The organism is Vreelandella sp. DA03-1M (assembly GCF_055725665.1).
In genome coordinates this window covers 1755466-1775185 of record NZ_CM146798.1, presented here as the reverse complement: position 1 = coordinate 1775185, position 19720 = coordinate 1755466, and the positions used below count along the sequence as shown (strand labels likewise).

At 56.3% G+C, this 19720-nt stretch carries 16 protein-coding genes and 1 riboswitch; of the genes, 15 read left to right on the top strand and 1 reads right to left on the bottom strand.

Going from position 1 to position 19720, the window contains the following annotated elements; genetic code table 11:
- Positions 1-3: 3 nt before the first annotated feature.
- A complete protein-coding gene (gene efp / locus ACXUPB_RS08160) occupies positions 4-570 on the bottom strand; it encodes an elongation factor P (RefSeq protein WP_133730405.1) in 567 nt (188 codons plus the stop codon).
- 150 nt (positions 571-720) lie between these two features.
- Here efp and epmB point away from each other — a divergent pair, with 150 nt between their 5' ends.
- The 15 genes from epmB (at position 721) to atzF (ending at position 19718) form a co-directional block, all read left to right on the top strand.
- The gene (epmB, locus tag ACXUPB_RS08155; protein ID WP_179914793.1) at positions 721-1755 is read left to right on the top strand and encodes an EF-P beta-lysylation protein EpmB; all 1035 of its coding nucleotides are present in this window, start codon (positions 721-723) and stop codon (positions 1753-1755) included.
- Between the two features lie 211 nt (positions 1756-1966).
- Positions 1967-2089: riboswitch (guanidine-I (ykkC/yxkD leader) on the top strand.
- 57 nt (positions 2090-2146) lie between these two features.
- Complete coding sequence (locus ACXUPB_RS08150) at positions 2147-3238, top strand: putative urea ABC transporter substrate-binding protein (RefSeq protein WP_179914792.1); 1092 nt, start codon at positions 2147-2149, stop codon at positions 3236-3238.
- Between the two features lie 75 nt (positions 3239-3313).
- Complete coding sequence (locus ACXUPB_RS08145) at positions 3314-4141, top strand: ABC transporter permease (RefSeq protein WP_179914791.1); 828 nt, start codon at positions 3314-3316, stop codon at positions 4139-4141.
- Positions 4138-4932, top strand: a complete 795-nt coding sequence (locus ACXUPB_RS08140) for an ABC transporter ATP-binding protein (protein ID WP_179914790.1) — start codon at positions 4138-4140, stop codon at positions 4930-4932. Before ACXUPB_RS08145 ends, ACXUPB_RS08140 begins: the two co-directional genes overlap by 4 nt.
- The gene (locus ACXUPB_RS08135) at positions 4929-5651 is read left to right on the top strand and encodes an urea amidolyase associated protein UAAP1 (RefSeq protein ID WP_179914789.1); all 723 of its coding nucleotides are present in this window, start codon (positions 4929-4931) and stop codon (positions 5649-5651) included. The genes ACXUPB_RS08140 and ACXUPB_RS08135 overlap by 4 nt, the downstream gene beginning before the upstream one ends.
- Positions 5652-5663: 12 nt before the next feature.
- Positions 5664-6302 carry an urea amidolyase associated protein UAAP2 gene (locus ACXUPB_RS08130; RefSeq protein ID WP_179914788.1) on the top strand — a complete coding sequence of 213 codons (639 nt, stop codon included), beginning with the start codon at positions 5664-5666 and terminating at the stop codon, positions 6300-6302.
- A gap of 75 nt (positions 6303-6377) precedes the next feature.
- On the top strand, positions 6378-10007 hold the full coding sequence (uca, locus tag ACXUPB_RS08125; RefSeq protein ID WP_179914787.1) for an urea carboxylase: 3630 nt from the start codon (positions 6378-6380) through the stop codon (positions 10005-10007).
- Positions 10004-11068, top strand: coding sequence for an isopenicillin N synthase family dioxygenase (locus ACXUPB_RS08120; RefSeq protein ID WP_179914786.1), 1065 nt, complete (start codon positions 10004-10006; stop codon positions 11066-11068). Before uca ends, ACXUPB_RS08120 begins: the two co-directional genes overlap by 4 nt.
- The gene (locus ACXUPB_RS08115) at positions 11065-11742 is read left to right on the top strand and encodes a hypothetical protein (protein WP_179914785.1); all 678 of its coding nucleotides are present in this window, start codon (positions 11065-11067) and stop codon (positions 11740-11742) included. Before ACXUPB_RS08120 ends, ACXUPB_RS08115 begins: the two co-directional genes overlap by 4 nt.
- 195 nt (positions 11743-11937) lie before the next feature.
- On the top strand, positions 11938-13551 hold the full coding sequence (locus tag ACXUPB_RS08110; RefSeq protein WP_179914784.1) for an ABC transporter substrate-binding protein: 1614 nt from the start codon (positions 11938-11940) through the stop codon (positions 13549-13551).
- Between the two features lie 9 nt (positions 13552-13560).
- Positions 13561-14589 carry an ABC transporter permease gene (locus ACXUPB_RS08105; protein ID WP_179914783.1) on the top strand — a complete coding sequence of 343 codons (1029 nt, stop codon included), beginning with the start codon at positions 13561-13563 and terminating at the stop codon, positions 14587-14589.
- A 4-nt stretch (positions 14590-14593) separates the two neighbouring features.
- A complete protein-coding gene (locus ACXUPB_RS08100) occupies positions 14594-15481 on the top strand; it encodes an ABC transporter permease (RefSeq protein ID WP_179914782.1) in 888 nt (295 codons plus the stop codon).
- Between the two features lie 10 nt (positions 15482-15491).
- Positions 15492-17174, top strand: a complete 1683-nt coding sequence (locus tag ACXUPB_RS08095) for a dipeptide ABC transporter ATP-binding protein (protein ID WP_179914781.1) — start codon at positions 15492-15494, stop codon at positions 17172-17174.
- Positions 17171-17854 (top strand): GntR family transcriptional regulator, encoded by a 684-nt coding sequence (locus tag ACXUPB_RS08090; RefSeq protein WP_179914780.1) that lies wholly within the window; start codon positions 17171-17173, stop codon positions 17852-17854. Before ACXUPB_RS08095 ends, ACXUPB_RS08090 begins: the two co-directional genes overlap by 4 nt.
- Positions 17855-17897: 43 nt before the next feature.
- Positions 17898-19718, top strand: a complete 1821-nt coding sequence (gene atzF / locus ACXUPB_RS08085; protein ID WP_179914779.1) for an allophanate hydrolase — start codon at positions 17898-17900, stop codon at positions 19716-19718.
- Positions 19719-19720 lie beyond the last annotated feature (2 nt).

The window sequence follows — 19720 nt, the reverse complement described above, 5'->3', positions numbered from 1 at the left end:
CGATCAAGCGCGGGAAACGTAATCCCCACTGCGCGTATCAATTTTCAGCACTTCACCCTGGTTGATAAACAGCGGTACACGCACCACAGCACCAGAAGACAAGGTCGCAGGCTTAGAACCACCCTGGGCGGTATCGCCTTTCAAACCGGGATCCGTTTCCACGACTTCCAACTCGATAAAGTTAGGTGGCGTCACGGAAATGGCCTTATCATCCCAAAGCGTAATGATATAAGGCACCTGCTCTTTCAGCCACTTAACGGTATCGCCTAGCGCTTTTTTCTCTACCGCATACTGCTCAAACGAGCCATCGGTCTTCATAAAGTGCCACATGTCACCGTCGGTATAGAGATATTCCATCTCTAAATCCATGACATCGGCACCTTCCAGCGAGTCACCGGATTTGAAAGTCTTCTCACCTACGCGGCCAGTCATCAGATTCCGCAGCTTAACGCGGTTAAACGCCTGCCCTTTACCGGGCTTGACCAGCTCGTTCTCAACGATCGAACAAGGATCGCCGTCGAGCATTACTTTCAGACCGGCCTTGAATTCGTTGGTAGAATAGTTCGCCATAATGTCTCTCAATCATCCATTTCAGTTATTTGTTTCAACAGGTGGTGCGCGAAACCATACTTTGCCGCCGTCAGCAGGTTTATATACCAGCAGCGTTGCAAATGGCGTCGTTAAATAAGTGTGCGCATGATAACCCGAAGGAGGGCTTTTTTGCAGGAGAACATCATTATCGCCGCGTCTGAAACGCAAAGCCATCGCGACTCCCTGGTGCAACCTACTTGGCAGCAGCAGCTTTCTCATGCCATTCGCGATCCGCAAACACTTTGTGACCGGCTGGGCCTAAGCCACGACTGGTTGGCGGGCGCCCAAGCAGGTCACGACCTGTTTGACGTATGTGTGCCTGAGGCTTATCTCAACAGAATAGCCTATGCTGACATAGACGACCCACTGCTGCGCCAGGTGCTGCCGCTGGGCGAAGAAGCGTTCACGCCGCATGGATACGTCGTCGATCCGCTCGCAGAAGCCGACCACCGGCCCGCTAAAGGACTGATTCATAAGTATGCTGGCCGGGTGCTGCTTATCGCCAGCCCTAACTGTGCCATCAACTGCCGCTACTGCTTTCGCCGCCATTTTCCCTATAGCGACAACTCCCCCTCCAGAGCACAGTGGCAGGAAGCACTCGACTACTTACGAAGCGACACCACTATTCACGAGGCGATTCTCTCCGGCGGTGACCCGCTGGCTGCCAGCGATCGCCAGCTGGCATGGCTGGTAGAACAGCTAGAAAGCATCCCGCATCTTAAAAGGCTGCGGATTCATACCCGCCTACCGGTGGTAATTCCCGACCGGGTCGATGACGCCCTGCTTGGTTGGCTCTCCGCCACACGCCTGCAAAAAGTGGTGGTGCTGCATATTAACCACGCCAATGAAGTCGACCAAGCCATGGTAGATGCCTGCGCGCGCCTTAAACAAACAAGCGCTACGCTGCTTAATCAAAGCGTGCTGCTGCGCGGCGTCAATGATGACGTGGCAACTTTAGCGACACTGTCGGAACGGCTATTTGAAGCAGACATTCTGCCCTATTACTTACATGTATTAGACCCGGTGCAGGGTGCCGCCCATTTTGATGTGCCGGATAGTGAAGCCCGCGAGCTTGTTGCTAGACTGCGCGATCACTTACCGGGTTTCTTAATGCCACGCCTGGTACGTGAAATTCCCGGCAAAGCGAGCAAAACGCCGCTATAGCGCTTATTAAACGGTACAAATCAGTGCAGATAGCGACTTTTGCGCACCATCAAGATGCATGAAGCGAGCTAGTGTCGCAGCTGCTTTGAAGGCGAATGTACTGTAATTCTCTGAAACAAAAAAAGTTACTTCGAAACGGTCACGATTTTGCTCCATATCTAAGTGTTACAAACGGGGTATCGGCAGCGAACGCTGCTAGACAATTTAGCTTCCAATAGATCGCTAGGGTTCCGACACCATCAACGCATAACCCCTGATGGATGTGGCTGGTCCGAGAGCAATCGACCTAACGCCAAGGCGCTAGGTTACACGGCGGGACAAAAGCCCGGGAGGACAAGGTGCAGTGATGCGCCGATGCCCCCGAGTTTTCCCTTAGCCGCTGGAGGCTGCCATGACCCGTTGCAATCATACTTCCCCAAAGCACTTCCCCCTCGCTACACTTTCAGCCGCGCTCTCTACCACTCTGCTGGCAACGACCCTTGTCGCCGCTGCGCCTGCCCAGGCACAAGAGCAGGATGAGTTTAGCGTCTGCTGGTCGATTTATGCCGGCTGGATGCCCTGGGCCTATGCTGATGTTGAAGGCGTGGTCGATAAATGGGCCGACGAGTACGGTATCAGTATTGATGTGGTGCAAGTGAACGACTACGTCGAGTCAATCAATCAGTTCACCTCAGGCAACGTTGACGGCTGCGCCATGACCAATATGGATGCGCTGACGATCCCCGCCGCCAGTGGCGTCGACTCTACCGCGCTGATTATCAACGACTACTCTGATGGTAACGACGGCATTGTGCTCAAGGGCAGCGACGATCTTGCCGACATTGAAGGCCGTGAGGTCAACCTTGTTCAGTTCAGTGTCTCCCACTACTTTCTGGCACGCGCCCTCGAAAGCGTCGGCCTTACTGAACGCGATATTGAAACGGTCAATACTTCCGATGCGGATATTGTGGGTCTTTTCTCTAGCGATACCACCGAGGCCGTCGCCGCATGGAACCCACAGCTAAGCGCCATCGCAGATATGCCAGACAGTAACGTGGTGTATACCTCAGCGGAAATTCCCGGCGAAATTCTCGACATGATGGTCGTTAATACACAAACACTAGCGGATAACCCCGAGCTTGGTCATGCCTTAGTGGGCGCTTGGTACGAGGTGATGGGGCTAATTGAAGCAGATGACGAAAACGCGCTGACTATTATGGCCGATGCCGCAGGCACGGATCTGGAAGGCTACAAGAATCAGTTAGACGCCACCTACCTGTATACCGACCCAGCGGAAGCAATCGAGTTAATGGAAAGCCGCGAGCTGCTCGAAACAATGGAGCGGGTCGCCGAGTTCAGCTTTGAGCACGGGCTTCTGGGTGATATGGCACCCAATGCTGGCGGCGTCGGCATCGAAACCCCCAGCGGTGTATTTGGCGATGAGGGCAATGTACAGCTGCGCTTCGATCCTAGTTTTACCCAGGCTTACCTCGACGCTCAGTAACGAGTTGCTCCTACTTTAGCGCTACGGGAGTGGCTATTGCCACTCCCTCTGCTCTCATCTTCCGTGGACTTCGTCATGAAGCGATTAATTAACTTAGCACCCTCTCGAGGCGGCCGCTGGCTGCTGGGTTTGCTGCCTTTTTTGCTGCTGGCGATGCTCTATTTGAGCCTCTCCAATACAAGACTGGCGGAAAACCCCAACGACCGATTGCTGCCCACGCCCTCGACCATGGCAAGCTCCTTTTACCACTTGGCCACCGCCGAGAACGTGCGCACGGGGGAGGTTGTGCTGTGGACAGACACCTTCGCCAGCCTAGAACGCATTGTGATCGGGGTAGGTATTAGTGCCTTGATCGGCCTGATGGTCGGTATCTTAAATGGTGGCATTCCAATTATCCGCGCCAAGCTTTCCCCCCTGGTGACGGTGGCCTCGCTAATACCGCCGATGGCGATACTGCCGATTCTGTTTATTGCTTTTGGAACCGGCGAGGCCGCCAAGATTGCGCTGATTGTGATTGGCGTTACGCCCTTTCTTATTCGTGACTTACAAGGCCACGCCCTGCGACTGCCCGACGAACAGTTGATCAAAGCGCAAACCCTAGGTGCCAGCTCATGGCAGGTTTTGTTAAGAGTTCTGCTGCCGCAGCTTACCCCGCGGCTATTAAATGCCACCCGTTTAGCGCTGGGCACTGCGTGGCTATTTTTGATCGCCGCCGAAGCCATTGCCGCTCAAGAAGGACTTGGCTACCGCATTTTTCTGGTGCGTCGCTACCTCTCCATGGACGTAATTCTGCCCTATGTGGCCTGGATTACTCTCTTAGCCTTTCTGCTTGATCAACTGTTGGCCTGGGTATCGCGGCTGGCATTCCCTTGGTACCACTCAGGCGAAGGAGATAAGTCATGAGCCTGCTGGCCGCCAAACGATTAGAGAAGCATTACGGCAACCATGTAGTACTCGAAAACCTTAATTTCAGCGTTGAGCCCGGCGAGTTCGTCACCTTGGTGGGTGCTTCAGGCTGCGGTAAAACTACCTTCCTTAAAATGCTGCTGGGCACCGAAGCGACCTCCCGGGGCAGCCTCACGCTGGATGATCAGCCCATTCCCAATGAGCCGGGGCCTGATCGCGGCGTGGTGTTCCAGAAGTACTCCGTATTCCCCCACTTAACCGTGCTCGGCAACGTGATGATCGCCGATGAGTTACACAGCGCCAAACTGCTGGCTAAGAGCTTCGGTGCCGCCAAGCGACGTGCTGTGGAAAAAGCCCGCTCTCGCATCGACGAAGTTGGCCTTGATCACGCACTTAGTAAATACCCCCACGAGCTGTCCGGCGGCATGCAGCAGCGCCTGGCCATTGCTCAGGCGCTAATGATGCGGCCACGCATCCTGCTGCTTGATGAGCCTTTCGGCGCGCTAGACCCAGGCATTCGCCAGGACATGCACGTGCTGATCAATCGCCTGTGGCAAGAGCAGCAACTGACGATCTTTATGATCACCCATGACTTAAAAGAAGCCTTTGAGTTGGGCACACGGCTGTGGGTCTTCGATAAAACTCGCCACGACCCGCAGGCCCCCGAAGCGTATGGCGCGACGATTACTTATGACCTACCTATTTCGAGAGACCGTCCCTCTGCCGAATTAAAAGAGGCGCTCAACCAGGGCGGCATGAAAACTCATTCTCAGGAGACGCTTTTATGAACAGCGAACCCGCTTACACCACCCATTTACCCGGCGGGCACCACTGGTCGCTGCGCCTGCGCCGGGGCACCACGCTCACCCTGACCGCCCAGCAGGCCGACAGCAACGTGGGGCTTTTGTGCTACAACCCCGAAAACCTGCTGGAACGCTTAAATCTACCTGACACCCTGAAGTGCCAGCACACCTTTAAGCTCACCCATGGCCACTGCCTTTATTCGGATATGGGGCGTATTTTTGCCTCGATTACCCATGATGACCTGGGCTGGCACGACAGCGTTGGCGGCAACTTGATGCCCTACCACTTGCTCAAAAAAGGCTGGCAGCCGGTCAACTATCAGCAGGCCTATAACGACTGGACCCGTACCGGCTTCGATGCCTTTTTGGTGGAGCTTGCCAAATACGGCATGGGCCGCCGAGATATGGCGGCCAATCTCAACCTGTTTTCCCGGGTAGAAAGCGACGACTACGGCAAGCTGAGTTATGTCTCGGGCCACTGCCAGCCCGGCCAAAGCGTCACGCTGCGCTTTGAGATGGATACCCTAGTGTTGCTTCACACTTGCCCCCACCCCCTCGACCCCAGCGCCGACTACCCCCGTCGCGGTGTCGACATCGCCCTCGGCACCACAGAGCCGCCCACGGAAGACGACCCCTGCTACCGTTCACGGCCCGAAAACGCCCGTGGCTTTGCTAACAATCGCCTTTACCACCTCGGCTTATAAGGGAGACGCCGCATGATTATTGAAAGCACCCTACGCCCTGAAAATGCCTTGAGCCGCACCACGGTTAACGCAGGCGATCACTACATTGGTACCGTCAAGCACGGTCAAACCCTGCGCATTCTCGATTTAGAGGGTAACCAGGCCGCCGACACGCTTTTTTTTAGCGCCGATGATACCAGCGAGCGCTACAGCGCCATGGATACCGTGCGGGAGCAAGGCGGGGTTTACCTTACTGCAGGCTCCCCGCTGATTTCCAGCGAAGGGCGCACTATGCTGACCATTACCGCTGACACCTGCGGCCGCCACGACACCCTGGGCGGCGCCTGCGCCAGCGAGAGCAACACCGTGCGCTACGATTTGGAAAAACGCCATATGCACTCCTGCCGGGACAACTGGATGCAGGCCATCGCCAACTACCCCGAGTTTGGGCTTACCAAGCGCGACATTACTCACAACATCAACTTTTTTATGAATGTTCCGGTCACCGCTGATGGCGGACTGACGTTTGAGGACGGTATTTCCGCTCCGGGGAAATACGTGGAGATGGTCGCTGAGATGGATGTGATCGTGCTGGTCTCCAACTGCCCTCAGCTCAATAACCCCTGCAATGGCTACAACCCAACGCCTATTGAGCTGCTGGTTTGGGAATAAGTGATTCGCCCTAGGGACGACCCTAGAAGGCCAAGCAACCTGCGGGACGACCCGCCTTTGTTTGCAGGCAGTGCCATGTCCATCAATAAGACGTTTAGCAAAGTTCTAATTGCCAATCGCGGTGCCATCGCAGCGCGTATTTTACGTACTCTAAAAGCACTCAATATCGACAGCGTGGTGGTCTACGCCGATGCCGACCGCGACGCGCCCTACGTTCACCAGGCAGATGAAGCCTTTTCCCTGGGCGAAGGCTCGGCCAGCGCTACCTATCTTAATATCGACAAGCTGATAGCCATTTGTAAGCAAAGCGGTGCCCAAGCCGTGCACCCTGGCTACGGCTTTCTGTCAGAGAATACCCGCTTTATCGAAGCCTGCGACGCAGCCGGGCTCACCTTTTTAGGCCCCACCGCCGAACAGATTGAACAGTTTGGTTTAAAACATCAGGCTCGCATCCTAGCCGAACAAGCCGGTGTCCCACTGGTGCCCGGCTCCAAACTTCTCGAAAGCGTTAATGAAGCCCTCACCAGCGCCGAGCAGATTGGTTACCCGGTAATGCTCAAATCCACCGCCGGGGGTGGCGGTATCGGTATGCAGGTGTGCCAAAACCCCGCCGAGCTGGCGCGCGCCTTTGACTCGGTGAAAGGCTTAGGTGAGCGCAACTTCGGCGACGGCGGCGTGTTTCTGGAAGCCTACATCGCCCGCGCCCGCCACCTGGAAGTCCAGCTATTTGGCGACGGCCAGGGCAACGTGGTGGCGCTCGGTGAGCGTGACTGCTCCACCCAGCGCCGCCACCAAAAAGTGCTCGAAGAGTGCCCGGCCCCCAACCTGCCGGAACACGTCCGCCAGGCACTCCACGAAACCGCGGTTCAACTGGGCAAAGCAGTCAACTATCGCAGCGCTGGGACCGTCGAGTTTATCTACGATGCCGAGCGAAAAGCGTTCTACTTTTTAGAGGTCAATACCCGCCTCCAGGTCGAGCACGGCGTCACTGAGATGGTGTATGGGGTCGATATTGTTGAGTGGATGATTAAGCTGGGCGCCGGAGAATTATCCAATCTGGAAACATTGGCACAATCACTTACGCCCACTGGCCACGCCGTGCAGGCACGCCTGTATGCCGAAGACCCCGCCCACGACTTTCGCCCCAGCGCAGGCTTGCTGACAGAAGTCGATTTCCCGAAGGCTGATGGCCTGCGCATTGATCATGCCATTGAAGCCGGGCTGGAAATATCGGCGCTGTTTGACCCCATGCTAGCCAAGGTGATTGTTCACGCCGACAGCCGTGGCACAGCTATTGAACAGCTAGCAGACACGCTAGATAACGCCAGCGTTTACGGCATTACCACCAACCGCACCTGGCTTGCCCATGCGCTGCGGGCAGAGCGTTTTCGTGACGCCGACCTGGACACCCACTGGCTAACCACCCTGGAGTGGGCGCCACCGGCCATTGAGGTGGTCGCCCCCGGCACAATGACAACGATTCAAGACTACCCCGGCCGCCAAGGCCACTGGGATGTGGGCGTGCCACCTTCGGGGCCCTTTGATGACTGGTCGTTTCGCCTCGGCAATCGCTTACTGAATAACCCCGCCGATGCCGCCGGGCTTGAAATCACCCTGACCGGCCCAACGCTGCGTTTTCACCGCGCCACCCAGATCGTGCTGACGGGTGCCGGGCTCCCAGCAACGCTGCATGGCGAAGCGGTGGCTTTTTGGCAGGTCATTGATATTCCTGCGGGCGCTACCCTTAGCCTGGGCAAGGCCGCTGCGGGTGCTCGCGCTTATCTATTAGTGCGCGGCGGCATTGAGTGCCCGCACTATTTAGGCTCCCGCAGCACCTTCACGCTAGGCCAGTTTGGCGGCCACGGCGGCCGTGCGCTGCGTAGCGGCGACATGCTCGATTTACCCGCGCTTGCCGCCACCTCCAAGGCACAGTTGGAGGAGGCGTTAATACCTACCTTTGGTCATCAAGACGGCGGAAAAACCTGGCAAGTGGCCGTGCTTTACGGCCCCCACGGCGCGCCAGACTTTTTCACCGATGACGATATCCAGCGCTTTTTTGACCACGAGTGGGAAGTCCACTACAACTCCAGCCGTACGGGCGTGCGCTTGATTGGCCCCCGCCCCGAGTGGGCAAGGGCCGACGGCGGCGAAGCGGGCCTGCACCCCTCCAATATCCACGACAATGCCTACGCGTTTGGCACCATCGATTTTACCGGCGATATGCCTGTGATCCTTGGCCCCGACGGCCCTTCGCTGGGTGGTTTTGTCTGCCCGGCGACCGTGGTCCGCGCCGAGCGCTGGAAGCTGGGGCAGCTCGCCGCTGGCGATAAGCTACGCTTTGTCCCGGTCAGTCTGGCCACCGCCCGCGCCCTGGAAGCGCGTCAGATCGACCAGTTGGAGACCCTCACCGCGAACCCCGTTGAAGCTATTCAGCCAGAACGCGACACCCCGATCCTGCGCGATGTACCCGCCGAGCAGGCCGGTGAGCGCACCGTTTACCGCCGCGCCGGGGACGATTTTCTGCTGATCGAATTTGGCGCCATGGAGCTGGATATCGCGCTGCGCTTTCGGGTACACGCCTGGATGCTGTGGTTACAGCAACACTCGCTGCCCGGACTGCGGGAACTAACCCCAGGTATTCGTTCGCTGCAAATTCACTACGAGCCGCTGGAACTGAGTCTCGATGTGCTTCTGGCGCATCTGCAAAAAGCCGAGCAGGCGCTGATTGATGTGGAATCACTGGAAGTAGAATCGCGGGTGGTGCATCTACCGCTCTCCTGGGATGACCCCGCCTGTCAGGAAGCGATTGATAAATACCAGCGCAGCGTGCGCCCCGATGCCCCCTGGTGCCCCAGCAACCTCGACTTTATCCGCCGCATTAATGCCCTGGAGAGCGAACAGGAGGTGCGGGATATCGTTTTCAATGCCCGCTATCTCGTCATGGGATTAGGGGATGTCTACCTGGGTGCACCGGTTGCCACCCCGCTGGACCCGCGTCAGCGCTTGGTCACCACCAAATACAATCCCGCCCGCACCTGGACAGCGGAAAACTCCGTGGGCATTGGCGGTGCTTACCTATGTGTTTACGGCATGGAAGGCCCCGGCGGCTACCAGTTTGTCGGCCGCACCCTACAAATGTGGAACCGCTACCGCACCACTGCGCACTTTGAAAACCCCTGGCTGCTGCGCTTTTTTGATCAGCTGCGCTTTCATAACGTCAGCCATGCAGAACTCGAGCAAATTCGCCGCGACTTCCCACACGGTCGATATGACTTACCCATCGAAACCGCTCGCTTTCGCTTGGCGGACTATCAAGCCGAGATTGATAAGAACGCCGCCGCCATTGACGCTTTCCGCACCAAGCGTGAAGCCGCTTTCCAGGCAGAGATGGCCGCTTGGCGCGCCAACGGCCAATTCACCTTTGAAGATCAAGCACCTGAAAGCGCTGAAATCGAAATCTTAGACGATGACGAAATCGGCATAGAAAGCCCGGTCACGGGCAGCCTGTGGAAACTGCTGGTCAAAGAGGGCGAACAGGTCAGCGCTGGTCAGGCAGTCGCCCTAGTGGAGTCCATGAAAATGGAAGTAGAGGTCGCCGCTCACAGCGCTGGTCGTGTTGCCCGGCTACCTATTAGCGAAGGGGCATCTATTGGGCCTGGGCAACCGCTGGTGGTGCTCACCAGTGAAGAGGAGGCTGAATCATGAGTCAACATACTGCCGATCAGCGCTTGGCTGACTTCCAAGCCATTCCGGTCATCGACATTCACGACCTACTCCATGGCGATACCGCCGCGCGCCAAACCGTCGCCGACGCCCTTGGCCGCGCCGCACGGGAAGTGGGCTTTTTTCAAATGGTCGGGCACGGAATTGATCAGTCATTACGCGAAGGGTTGATTCGCCAAGCCAAGCGCTTCTTTGCACAATCGTCCGACACAAAGATGCAGCGCTATATTGGCCGCTACCATCATCACCGTGGCTATGTACCGCCCGGAGAAGAGTCGCCGGACCCCGCAAAGCCTGATATGAAAGAGGCGTTTGATCTCGCCTTTGAACTCCCCGAAAGCGACCCAGAGGTGTTAGCCGGAACGCCATTGCTCGGGCCAAACCCCTGGCCAGACCTTGACGGCTTCCGCAAGCCTGTCGCCGCTTATTATGAGGCGGCTTATCAAGTAGGCCGTGCACTGATGGGGGGCTTTGCATTGGCCTTAGGGCTTGAAGAACAGCAGCTACTGCGTCACGTCAATAAACCACCCAGCCAACTGCGCCTTATTCACTACCCTTACAATCCTGATGCTGAAGACGCCCAAGGCATTGGCGCCCACACCGACTATGAGTGTTTTACCTTGCTGCTACCCACCGCGCCAGGGCTTGAAGTCATGAACGGTGCGGGCGAATGGATTGACGTGCCGTATCAAGAGGATGCATTAGTCGTCAATATTGGCGATATGCTGGAAATTTGGAGCAACGGGGAGTTTGTAGCGACCTCCCACCGGGTGCGCAAAGTGAAACAGGAGCGCTACTCCTTTCCGCTGTTTTTCGCCTGCGATTACCATACCGAAGTCGCGCCGCTGCCCGAATTAGTCGAGCGACACGGTAAAGCCCATTACGCACCGCTCACAGCGGGCGATCATCTTTATGCCCAAACCATTCAAACCTTCCGCTATCTGCGTGAGCGTTTGGCAAAGGGCGACATTACGCTACCCGAAGGTGCCCGCGAAGTAGGTAGCCTGGGCCAGCACGGCAAACATAAGGACAACCCCTTATGAATGTCGACTTACCTGCCACACCTCAAGCATTTCGCGGCGTATGGCAGCGCACGCTCTACGCCGAACCCGCTAAAGAGCCCTACCAACAGGCCGACACCACTACTCAGGTTTATTGGATTCAGGGCAAACACTGGCATGCCGACCTGCGCCTGCCTACAGACTCGCCTGACTTTGCAGGCATCACCGGTTTAGACGACTGCAACCGCCGCCAGCTTGAATGGCTGGCGGGGCTCACTGCTTTTGCAGGTATTACCCAAATCGATAGTGAGCTAGGGGTATGCACCTGGCATCGCTATCAGGATCTATGCCCCAGTTTGGAACGAGATGTTGGTTTACTACGCTGGATTGACGGCAACACTTTAGAAGAGAGACACCCGCACGATCAATACGTTGAGCACTGGCAGCAACTTTCCAGTGATGCCGCTGAAGAAGTGATTCAAACAGATCAGCAAGGCCAACTGCGTTGGCTGCAAATCGGCGACCACGCCATAGCGATTACACCTCGCCCAGCAGCCAACGTTTCCAATCTATTCTCCACCCTAAGCACCGCCAACGATGACACCCTGCGCTGGCGCGCCAGCCTATGCTTTGACTACTTACAGCGCAGCCAAGACCGTTGGCAAGTAGTGCTATCTACCCAGCCCTGGCGAAAGGGCCAGCAAGTAAGAAGGTAGGGGCGATCCAAAACAGCGCAAAGTGTATGCACTTTGCGCTGTTTTATCGCATCAGCAGTTTAAAAATTGCTTTTGAATATCTTTTTAAAATTAACAAGTATTTGTTTTATAAAAATAAACACCCATATCTGCAATATCATGGCCCTCAAAGTGCATACACATTGGCAACTATCGATGCCCTTGTGAGGATCTGCCATGAACCGTCGCGACTTCCTAAAAAGCACTTCCGCCTTAACCCTAGGTGCTGCCGCTCTCCCCTTTCTAAAAGTACTTCCCGCCATGGCCAGCGCTAATGAAACGCTGGTGGTGGTGATGGGCAGTACGATTAACAGCCTCGACATCCACCGCAGCGGAACCAATCGCCCCAGCTATCAAGTCGCGGTTAATTGCTATGACCGCCTGATGACGTTTGGCACCAAAACGCTTGAAGATGGATCGTTAAGCTATGACTACGACAATCTAAAAGGCGAGTTGGCGGAGAGCTGGGAAGTCTCTGAAGATGGACGCACAATAACTCTCTATTTGCGTGAAGCCACTTTCTGGGATGGCCGTGCCGTCACCGCCCAGGACGTTAAGTGGTCATTTGACCGCTCTGTCACCTTGGGCGGCTTTCCGACCACACAGATGGCAGCTGGCTCGATGACAAGCCCTGATCAATTTGAAGCCGTCGACGAGCGCACCTTCCGCATTCATTTGCCTCATGCCTCCAAGCTTACCCTGCCAAACCTCACGACGCCGATCGCCATCGTCATTAATTCCGAGTTAGCGTTAGAGCACGCTACTGATGACGATCCTTGGGCGACCGAATATCTGCACCGCACCCCGGCAGGCTCGGGTGCTTTCCAAATCGAGCGCTGGGAGCCTGGCCAGCAGTTGGTTTATCGCCGCAACCCGGACTGGGCCAGCGGTGAGCTGCCGGGGGCAGAACGCGTCATTTTGCGAGAAGTACCCTCCACGTCAACCCGACGTGCATTGCTTGAACGCGGCGATGCTCATTTGTCACAAGACGTGCCTCCCCGTGATGCCATGGAGCTTGACGCTCAATCCAACGTAAAAGTGGTCAGCACGCCGATTGAGAACTGTCTGCATGTGCTTTGCCCAAACTTAACGTTCGAGCCCTTCCAGGATGTACGCGTGCGCCAAGCCATTGCTTGGGCAATTCCCTACGAAGCCATTATGCAAAATGCCGCCTATGGTCGCGGCGTTCCCATGTGGGGAGGTAATAGCGAGTCGCCTGCTGATATTGCCTGGCCGCAACCCTTTCCTTACAGCAACAATCTTGAACGTGCGCGCGAGTTAATGGCGGAATCGGATTACCCCGAGGGCTTTGAAGTCCCTCTCTCCTTTGATTTAGGCCAAGCCGATTGGGCAGAACCCACCGCGCTACTGATTCAAGAGGCCTTGGGCCAAATTGGCATTACCGTCAACTTGGATCGTATACCCGGTGCCAACTGGCGCACCCGCGCGCTGGTAGATAAGCAGTTGCCCTTACACTTGGAGAACTTTGGTGGCTGGCTCAACACGCCTTGCTACTACTTCTTCTGGGCCTATATCGAAGGCAATTTATTTAACTCGTCCAATTACCACAACGACGAGATCGCCCAACTCGTCGATGAAACACTCTTTATGGCTATGGATGACCCTGAGTACGCGCCCAAAATTCGCCGCATGATCGAGATCGCCTTTGCAGATGTGCCGCGTATTCCGCTTTACCAACCGACGCTCAACGTGGCGATGCAGCCCAACATTTCGGGCTATGAGTTCTGGTATCACCGCCAGCTCGATAACCGCCCGCTGCGTGTCAGTTAAGGAGTCAGCATGGCCACTATGTCCCGAACGCGCCTAATTGCCTGGCGAGTCGTTCAAGCGGTACCGGTGTTGATTGGTATTGTGATTGTTTCGTTCTTACTTACCCGGGCGCTGCCCGGGGATCCCGCCGCGTACTTTGCCGGGCCAGCCGCTAATGCCGAATCGATCCAGCAGATACGTGTCAGCATGGGGCTAGATCGCCCTCTACCACTGCAGTTTATCAGCTATGTCCAAGACCTGTTCCGGGGCGACTTGGGTACCGCAATCTCTACTGGGCAGCCGGTGATACACGAGCTCACCACCCGCTTGCCTGCCTCATTGGAGCTCACCGGTTTTGCGCTGCTCTTTTCAATGATTATTGCCTTACCGCTGGGTATTCTGGCCGCCACGCGCCCTAACACCTGGGTAGACCACCTATGCCGTGCCGTAGTGACCGCCGGCGTATCACTGCCCACGTTTTTCACCGGCTTGGCGCTTATTTACGTCTTTTACTATTTGCTCGGTTGGGCTCCTTCACCGATGGGCCGGTTGGATTTTTTGTATCTTTCGCCACCCAAGGTGACCGGATTTTACGTCATTGATGCACTGATTGATCGCGACCTGGAAACCGCTTGGGGAGCGCTATCGCAGTTACTGCTCCCCGCAATCACGCTAGGGCTATTCACCCTTGCGCCTATCGCACGTATGACCCGCGCCGCCATGCTACAAACCCTGGAAAGCGAATTTATCCGCACTGCCCGTGCCGCCGGTTTACCGCGCCGAAAAGTGCTTTTCACCTACGCCCTGCGCAATGCCATTCTGCCGGTGATTACCACGCTAGGCATGGTGTTCTCCTTCGCGCTGGGGGCCAACGTATTGGTAGAGCAAGTGTTTTCGTGGCCTGGCATAGGCTCTTACGCAGTCGAAGCCTTGGTGGTATCGGACTACGCCTCAGTACAAGGGTTTGTACTCACTATGGCACTGCTGTTTGTCGCCCTTAACTTGTTGATAGATGTGATCTACACCCTGGTGGATCCGCGTCTAAATACGCAGGAGTAGCGCCATGACCACATTAACCTCCGCGAGCACCACAAAAGAGGGCGCACTACGCCGTTTCGTACGCCACCTGCTCTACGTAATGACCGACAACCCTGTCACAGCGGTCGCTTTTGCGCTGTTTGTGCTGATAGTGATCGCTGCGCTATTCGGCCCCTGGCTGGTGCCCTATAACCCATTAGCCACTGATTCGAGCAGTACGCTACAAGCGCCCTCTTGGCAGCACTGGTTTGGCACTGACCACCTGGGGCGCGATGTGTTCTCACGTGTGGTGGTCGCTACTCGCCTCGATCTAATGATAGCGGTGACCGCCGTAGCGATCGCCTTTGTGGTGGGCTCAACCTTAGGCGCTATTGCCGGTTTTTATGGCGGCTGGACGGATCGAATTACTGGTCGCTTAATGGACACTATAATGGCCTTCCCGCTGTTTGTGCTGGCCATGGGGATTGTCGCGGCAGCGGGCAACACCATTGAAAACATCATCTATGCCACGGCGATTATTAACCTGCCTTTTTATGCCCGCATGGCGCGTACCGAAGTCGCTGTGCGTCGTCAGGCCGGTTACGTACAGGCCGCCCGATTATCCGGCAATCGGGACTGGCGTATTTTGGCATTTCAAATATTCCCCAACTCACTTCCCCCCATGATGGTGCAAATTTCGCTCAACATGGGTTGGGCTATTCTAAACGCTGCCGGGCTTTCGTTTATAGGTCTAGGCGTCAGCCCACCCACCCCTGAGTGGGGCATCATGGTCGCTGAAGGTGCCAATTACATTGTCTCGGGCCAGTGGTGGCTTGCCGTCTTCCCAGGGCTGGCCCTCATGCTGGCAGTGTTCACCTTTAACTTGCTAGGCGACGGGCTGCGCGATCTGGTTGATCCGCTACGGCGTACCTGAGGAGTTTACTATGGCTATCCCGCTGCTCGATATTCGTGATTTAACGGTTGAATTCGCCACCCGTAATGGCACCGTCACGGCGGTTAAAAAAGTCGACATCAGTATTAATAAAGGCGAGACGTTAGGCATTGTGGGTGAATCGGGCTCCGGCAAATCCGTGACCTCCTATGCCCTGCTGCGCATTCTTGATCGTGCAGGGCGCATTGCCGACGGCAGTATTGTATTTGGTGGCGTTGATGTGGGTGGCGCAGATGAACGCACCATGAGTGAGCTGCGCGGGCGTGAAATGTCGATGATCTTTCAGAACCCTCGCGCGGCCCTTAACCCAATTCGTGCCGTTGGCCGACAGATTGAAGATGTGATGATTCAACACGGCCTGGCCACACGGGGGAATGCCCGCGGCAAAGCCATCAAGATGCTGCAAGCCGTGCGCATTCGTGATCCTGAACAGCGCTACCACGCCTACCCATTTGAGCTCTCTGGCGGCATGTGCCAGCGCATTGTGATTGCCATTGCTCTGGCCTGCCGCCCCCAACTACTTATTGCTGACGAGCCCACCACGGGGCTTGATGTGACGACGCAAAAAGCGGTGATGGATTTGATCGTCGAGTTGGCCGCCGAGCGGCAGATGGCCACGCTGCTGATTACCCATGATTTGGGCTTAGCCGCCTGCTACTGCGATAGGATTGTGGTGATGGAGAAAGGCGAAATCGTAGAGTCCGCTGCGGTCGAAACGCTCTTTGCATCCCCGCAGCACCCTTATACCCAGCGCTTAATGCGCGCCACGCCCAGGCTTGACTCCCAGGTAGCCGATCTTCTACCCGCCGATGATGAGCGCCGTGCCAGCACCAAGCGCCAGCCCATTGGCCCACCGCTGCTTGAAGTAGATTCCCTGGTTAAAGCCTTTGGCTCGGCCGCTAACGAAGTGCGGGCAGTGGATAATCTAAGCTTTACCCTGCACGAGGGCGAAAGCCTTGGACTCGTCGGTGAGAGCGGCTGCGGCAAGTCAACCACCTCAGCGATGATTATGCGCCTGCTGGATCCGACTAGCGGTGCGCTAACGTTCGCCGGTAGCGATATTGCCGTTATCAGCGCGAAGCAGTTTGCTCATCACCCCTTGCGCAGCAAACTGCAAATGGTGTTTCAAGACCCGACGGATAGCCTTAACCCACGCTGGAGCGCCCGACGTTCAATAGAGGATCCTATGCGCAGGCTTGACCAGCTCAACCGCCAGGAACTTAACACTCGGGTATCCGTGCTTGCTGAGCGTGTTGGTTTGCCTGCCCACCTTTTAGACCGCTTTCCCCATCAACTTTCTGGAGGGCAAAAGGCGCGAGTTGGTATTGCCCGAGCAATCGCCCTGGAACCCAAGCTGCTGATTCTTGATGAGCCCACCGCTGCGCTGGATGTCTCTGTTCAGGCAGTCGTGCTGAACTTATTGGCGAGCCTGCGCGAGCAGCTCAATATGAGCTATCTCTTTATTAGTCACGATCTCAATGTCGTTCGATTGTTATGTGACCGTGTGATGGTGATGCAAGCAGGTAAAATCGTTGAGGAAGGCCCTACTGAGAAACTGCTGAGCGAGCCTAGTCACGCCTATACGCGAGCGCTACTTAACGCGATTCCTCACCCACCGGCTCAAGCAAGCTCTATCCACTCCAGTTCTGCCCACCCACCAGTGACCGCTTTATGAAAAATCTTTCTGCCATAAGCCCAGCCAAGTTACGCGAAGGCACTACGGTCGACGACATGCTTAGCATCCTTGCCGATGAGATTATCAGCGGTGACATCGCGCCGGGTACCAAGTTGGATGCACGGGTAATTGCAGAGCGCTTTGCCGTATCACGCACACCGGTACGCGAGATGTTTGGCCATCTGGCGGCTATGGGGCTGGTCGAAAAGCGTCCCAACCGTGGCGTAACGGTCGCCAACATCACCGATGAATTGCTACTGGCGATGTACGAAGCCATGTCAGAACTGGAGGCCGCCTGCGCCCGCCTCTGCGCACTGCGAATGACGCTTGAGGAGCGCAAAACCCTTCAACGCCTTCATAAAGATGCCTTACGCATAGTGCGCGACGGCACCACCAGTGACTACGAAGCCTTTAACCATGAGTTTCATACGCATCTCTATGAAGGCAGCCATAGCCCTTACCTGCGCGATTTGGCCCTAGCGACAAGAAGCCGATTAAAGCCTTTCCGTAAAGCGCAGTTTCGTATGCCACAACGTCCCAGCCTCTCCTGGCAAGAGCACGACGCCATTGTCACCGCCATTCTAGAAGGCGATGGCGAAGCTGCCGCCCGCGCCACACGCTCGCATGTTATGCAGGTCAGTATTAGCACCCAGCATTACATTGAAGAGCACAGAATTTAAAAAACAGCATTGATGAAAACAGACTCTGAGCAAGGAAGACACGATGCGCTACTCACTTACCATCGAATCACTGCACGCCGCCTACCAGCAGGGTGAACTCACACCTGCCGCATTAATCGACGAGCTACTCACACAAGCCGAAAGCAACGGCCAAGACCCCGCCTGGATTACTCGCCTGACGCGAGAACAGCTGGAACCCTACTTGCAGCGCCTGAAAGGCGAGTCGCCAGAAACCCTGCCGCTTTACGGCATTCCCTTTGCGCTGAAGGACAATATTGACCTAGCAGGGATCCCAACCACAGCAGGCAGCCCGGCGTATGCCTATACGCCCACAGAAAACGCCTTTGTAGTGCAACAGTTAATTGATGCGGGCGCGATTCCCATGGGTAAAACCAATCTGGATCAGTTTGCAACGGGCTTAGTAGGCGAGCGCGCGCTAGAAGTATACGGCACGCCTGCCAATGCGTTTGACTCAACGCTGGTGCCCGGCGGTTCTAGCAGCGGTTCGGCAGTGGTAACGGCGGCTGGCATGGTGAGCTTTGCGTTGGGCACCGATACCGCCGGTTCCGGCCGTGTGCCCGCCTGTTTCCATAACTTATATGGCGTTAAACCCAGCCTGGGGCTGCTTAGCACCCGCGGTGTGGTACCCGCCTGCGCCACACTGGATACCATTAGCCTGTTTGCGCTCACCGCTGACGACAGCGTCAAGCTGCTGGAGATTACCGCTGTCTATGATGACCAGTGCGCCTGGTCCCGCCAGCATAACTTTGCCGTACTCGGTAGACGCTACGGAAAAGCGCCCGCCGCGTTTCACTTTGGGGTTCCGCTGGAATCCCAGTGGCAAACCGATATGGCCTATACCCAAGGCATGCATCAGGCGATTGCTGAGCTTGAAGCTCTTGGCGGTGAAAAAGTTGAGCTGGATTGTTCGCCGTTACTGGCGGCAGCACGCTTGCTTTACGAAGGGCCTTGGGTGGCCGAACGCTACCATGTGATCCGTGAACTGATGGAGAGCAACCCGGATGCAGTGCACCCGGTGACTTTCCAAATCACCCAGGGGGGCGCCACGCCGCTAGCGGTAGACGCCTTTGATGCGCGCTATAAGCTCGCTGAGTACAAGCGCCAGGCCGACGCGCTGATCGGACAGGTAGATGTGATGCTCACGCCTACCACGGTTACCCACCCCAGCAAGGATGAGGTGGCGGCAGACCCTATCGGTGTTAACTCCCGCCTGGGCACTTGGACCAACTTTATGAACCTACTCGACTACAGCGCCCTGGCCGTGCCGGTAGGCTTTAGCGAACAGGACTTACCGGTAGGCATCACGCTCTTTGGGCCGGTATTCGCTGATCTAACGTTACTGTCACTTGCTCGCGCCCTGGAAGCGCGCCTGATGCTGCCCTTAGGCGCAACCGGTATTCCCCACTTGCCCTTAGCGGAACTCCCCGTTTCTGCCCAAGATGGCAGTATGGAATTAGTAGTGTGCGGTGCGCACCTAAAAGGGCTGCCGCTTAATCATCAGCTCACCCAGCGGGGTGGCGTATTGGTTAGCATCACCCAAAGCGCACCGCGCTATAAGCTGTTTGCGCTGGCGGGCGGGCCACCCAAGCGCCCGGCGATGCTGCGGGACGACAAAGGCCAAGCGATTGAAGTGGAAGTATGGCGCCTGCCTATTGAAACCCTCGGCAGTTTTTTAGCTGGCATACCCGCACCGCTCGGTTTAGGCCAGGTGGAGCTCGCCGACGGCAGTTGGAAGTGCGGCTTTATTTGCACTGCAGGCGCACTCAATGAAGGGGGCGAGGCAGAAGATATTACCGAGTTTGGTGGCTGGCGGGGGTGGCTCAAAAAACTCGCTGCTAAATAACG

Coding starts and splice junctions, on each gene's coding strand:
- efp (WP_133730405.1), bottom strand. CDS start 570: ATGGCGAACTATTCTACCAACGAATTCAAGGCCGGTCTGAAAGTAATG.
- ACXUPB_RS08150 (WP_179914792.1), top strand. CDS start 2,147: ATGACCCGTTGCAATCATACTTCCCCAAAGCACTTCCCCCTCGCTACA.
- ACXUPB_RS08145 (WP_179914791.1), top strand. CDS start 3,314: ATGAAGCGATTAATTAACTTAGCACCCTCTCGAGGCGGCCGCTGGCTG.
- ACXUPB_RS08140 (WP_179914790.1), top strand. CDS start 4,138: ATGAGCCTGCTGGCCGCCAAACGATTAGAGAAGCATTACGGCAACCAT.
- ACXUPB_RS08135 (WP_179914789.1), top strand. CDS start 4,929: ATGAACAGCGAACCCGCTTACACCACCCATTTACCCGGCGGGCACCAC.
- ACXUPB_RS08130 (WP_179914788.1), top strand. CDS start 5,664: ATGATTATTGAAAGCACCCTACGCCCTGAAAATGCCTTGAGCCGCACC.
- uca (WP_179914787.1), top strand. CDS start 6,378: ATGTCCATCAATAAGACGTTTAGCAAAGTTCTAATTGCCAATCGCGGT.
- ACXUPB_RS08120 (WP_179914786.1), top strand. CDS start 10,004: ATGAGTCAACATACTGCCGATCAGCGCTTGGCTGACTTCCAAGCCATT.
- ACXUPB_RS08115 (WP_179914785.1), top strand. CDS start 11,065: ATGAATGTCGACTTACCTGCCACACCTCAAGCATTTCGCGGCGTATGG.
- ACXUPB_RS08110 (WP_179914784.1), top strand. CDS start 11,938: ATGAACCGTCGCGACTTCCTAAAAAGCACTTCCGCCTTAACCCTAGGT.
- ACXUPB_RS08105 (WP_179914783.1), top strand. CDS start 13,561: ATGGCCACTATGTCCCGAACGCGCCTAATTGCCTGGCGAGTCGTTCAA.
- ACXUPB_RS08100 (WP_179914782.1), top strand. CDS start 14,594: ATGACCACATTAACCTCCGCGAGCACCACAAAAGAGGGCGCACTACGC.
- ACXUPB_RS08095 (WP_179914781.1), top strand. CDS start 15,492: ATGGCTATCCCGCTGCTCGATATTCGTGATTTAACGGTTGAATTCGCC.
- ACXUPB_RS08090 (WP_179914780.1), top strand. CDS start 17,171: ATGAAAAATCTTTCTGCCATAAGCCCAGCCAAGTTACGCGAAGGCACT.
- atzF (WP_179914779.1), top strand. CDS start 17,898: ATGCGCTACTCACTTACCATCGAATCACTGCACGCCGCCTACCAGCAG.